The organism is Lysobacter enzymogenes, assembly GCF_017168095.1.
GTDB classification, from domain to species: domain Bacteria; phylum Pseudomonadota; class Gammaproteobacteria; order Xanthomonadales; family Xanthomonadaceae; genus Lysobacter; species Lysobacter enzymogenes_D.
The window spans coordinates 1-2638 of the sequence record NZ_LXSD01000641.1 but is presented as its reverse complement, the minus strand read 5'-3'; the positions used below and the strand labels follow the sequence as shown (position 1 = coordinate 2638).

Annotated in this window: 3 protein-coding genes; all 3 read right to left on the bottom strand. The window is 72.9% G+C overall.

Annotated elements, in window-relative coordinates; genetic code table 11:
* Positions 1-90: 90 nt before the first annotated feature.
* Complete coding sequence (locus A7A76_RS24715) at positions 91-1023, bottom strand: tetratricopeptide repeat protein (RefSeq protein ID WP_206413809.1); 933 nt, start codon at positions 1021-1023, stop codon at positions 91-93.
* The gene (locus tag A7A76_RS24710; protein ID WP_206413808.1) at positions 1020-1499 is read right to left on the bottom strand and encodes a hypothetical protein; all 480 of its coding nucleotides are present in this window, start codon (positions 1497-1499) and stop codon (positions 1020-1022) included. Before A7A76_RS24710 ends, A7A76_RS24715 begins: the two co-directional genes overlap by 4 nt.
* Positions 1499-2638, bottom strand: a 1140-nt coding sequence (locus A7A76_RS24705) for an ATP-binding protein (RefSeq protein WP_206413807.1), incomplete at its 5' end; no start/stop codon positions are given. The genes A7A76_RS24705 and A7A76_RS24710, both read right to left, overlap by 1 nt.

Genomic DNA, 2638 nt, shown 5'->3' with positions numbered 1-2638 from the left:
CGACAACGCACCCACGACGTAACGTGCGCAGTAGTTGCGTTGTCGCGGTCGCGGCTCGCGCCGCTCCTACAGGGGGATAGGCGGCTTGCGTCAGAAGTCCGGGCGCAGGCGCACTTGCTCCAGCTCTTTCTTGACCGAGCGCCAGAACAGGCTCGGCGCGATCCAGGTGTAGGCGCAGAACAGCAGCCAGGCGTACGACAGCGGGCCGACCCATTGCGCCAGCCCTTGTTGCGGCAGCGCGATCAGGGCGACGCGGTAGAGCAGGAACATCGCCAGCAACAGCACCACCATGCGCGTGCGGGTGCCGCCGCTGAGGAAACTCTGGAACCGCCACCACAGGCCCAGCAGCCAGCTTTGCCGCGCCTTCACCGCGGCCAGCAGGGTCAGCGCGTCGGCGTCGCCGGGATCGATCTGCAACGCCCAGGCGGCGTGTTCGCGCGCGCGGCCGGCGCGGCCGCGGGCGAGTTCGCAATGGCCGAGCACGCACAGCGCGTCGATGTGCTCGGGATGCGCGCGCAACACCTCGCGCGCCAGTTCTTCGGCGCGCGCGCGCTCGCCGCGGCGCAGTTCCAGCCACGCCAGCAGGGCCGGGTAATCGGGGTCGTCCGGGTCGAGTTCGCAAGCGCGGCGCGCGTGTTCCAGCGCCTGCGCGTCGCGGCCCCAGGCGCGGTAGAGGCGGGCGAAGGCGTCGGCCACCGCGGCCGATTCGGGCGCGCGTTCGCGCGCCGCCTGCAGGTGCGCTTCGGCCGCGGCGAAGCGGCGCTGGGCGATGGCGGCGCTGGCGCCGGCCAGGTGCGCGAACGCCGATTCGGGCTCCAGCTCGAGCGCGCGCTGGGCTTCCAGCGCGGCCGCGTGCAGGCGCTTGCGCTTGATCAAACACAGCGCTAGGAACGCGTGCGCGTCGGCGTGGTCGGCGTCTTCGCCGAGCAGGCGCAGCAGCGCGTCGATGGCGGCGTCGGTCTGGCCGTGCGCGTAGTAGCGCTCGGCCATGCGGTACAGCGCGTCGGAACCGTAGGCGCTCATTGCAGCACCGCGCGCAGCAGCGGCGGCAGCGCCGCCATGTCGAGCGCGCCGCGCCCGACCACGGCCAGCAGCAGCATCAGCGGCAGGCCGTTGCGCGGCTGCCCGCCGTAGTGCTCCCACACTTCGAAGGTGTGCTGCTGCATCAGGTACAGCGCATAGGCGACCGCGACCTTGAGCGCCAGCACCGACAGCAAGGCGTACGGCGCCAGCGTCGGCGCCAGCGCGCCGAAGCCGACCGCGGCGGTGACCGCGAACACCAGCGCCGGCGAGCCCAGCGCGCTGAGCGCGATGCAGGCCCATTCGCGCGCGCGCGTCGGGCTGCCGAGCGCGGCGGAATTGAACCCGAACCAGGCCAGGCCGAAGCCGCCGCCGGCCAGCATCAGGGTCAGCAGCGGCCACAGCGGATCGGTGGCGTAGCGGCTCAGGCCCGAGGGCAGGGGCTCGTCGGGCAGGCGGTAACGCATGCGCGCGGCCATCAGCCGGCTCCGTGGCGCTTGAGGAACTCCAGCACTTCGTCGTACTGGCCGCCCTGGTTGGCGTAGCGGGCGTGGTTGCGCGCGGTGGTCAGCCATTCCAGCGTGGTCGCGCGGGTGTCCTTGAGCGCGGCGCGCAGGTGGCGCATGGTCAGCGGCGCCTCGCGGCCTTGTTCGATGGATTCCTCGATGGCTTCGTCGATCGCGGTTTCGACCAGGTGGCCGAGGTCGGCGCCGGAGTAGCCCGAGCTCAGCCGCGCCAGTTCGCCGACGTCGATGTCGCCGGCCTGCGGCCGCTCGCGCAGCAGCAGTTGCAGGATCGCGCGCCGCGCCGGCTCGTCCGGCGGCGGCACGAACAGCACCCGGTCGAAGCGGCCGGGGCGGCGGAACGCGGCGTCGACCGCCCACGGCACGTTGGTCGCGCCGAGGATCAGCACGCCGCTGTTGTTCTGGGCGAAACCGTCGAGTTCGGTCAGGAACTGGCTGACCAGCTTGGCCGAGGTCGCTTCGCGCGAGTACTGGCGCTTGCCGCCGATCGCCTCGACCTCGTCGAAGAACACCACCGCCGGCGCCTGCCGGCGCGCGGTCTCGAAGATCGCGTGCAGCTTGCGCTCGGACTCGCCGATGTACATGTCCAGCACGTCGGTGATGGCGACGTTGAAGAAGCGCGCGCCGCACTCGCCGGCGGTGGCGCGGGCGAGCAGGGTCTTGCCGCAGCCGGGCGGGCCGTACAGCAGGATGCCGCCGCCGGAGCGGCGCTTGAAGCGCTCGAACAGCGAGGGCTTCAGGAACGGGGTGACGATGCGGCGGCGGATCTGCTGCTTGACCTCTTCCAGCCCGCCGACCTCGGCGAAGCCGATCCGCGCCTGCGCCGGCTGCAGCAGGCGGACCACGTCGTCGGCGTCGGTGTCGTCGTTGGCGACGCTGGCCTGCGCGCCCGGGCCGGGCGAAGGCCGGCGCGCGGCGGCCAGCGAGATCACCTTGCCGCTGAGTTCCGACGCCAGCGCCGCGTCTTCCAGCGCCGGGTTCAGCGCGATCGCGCGCTGATACAGCGTGCGCGCTTCGTCGCGCGCGCCTTCGCCCAGGCGCAGGCGCGCCTGCGCGAACAGCGCCGCGGCCGAGTCCGGCGGCGCCGCGCGCAG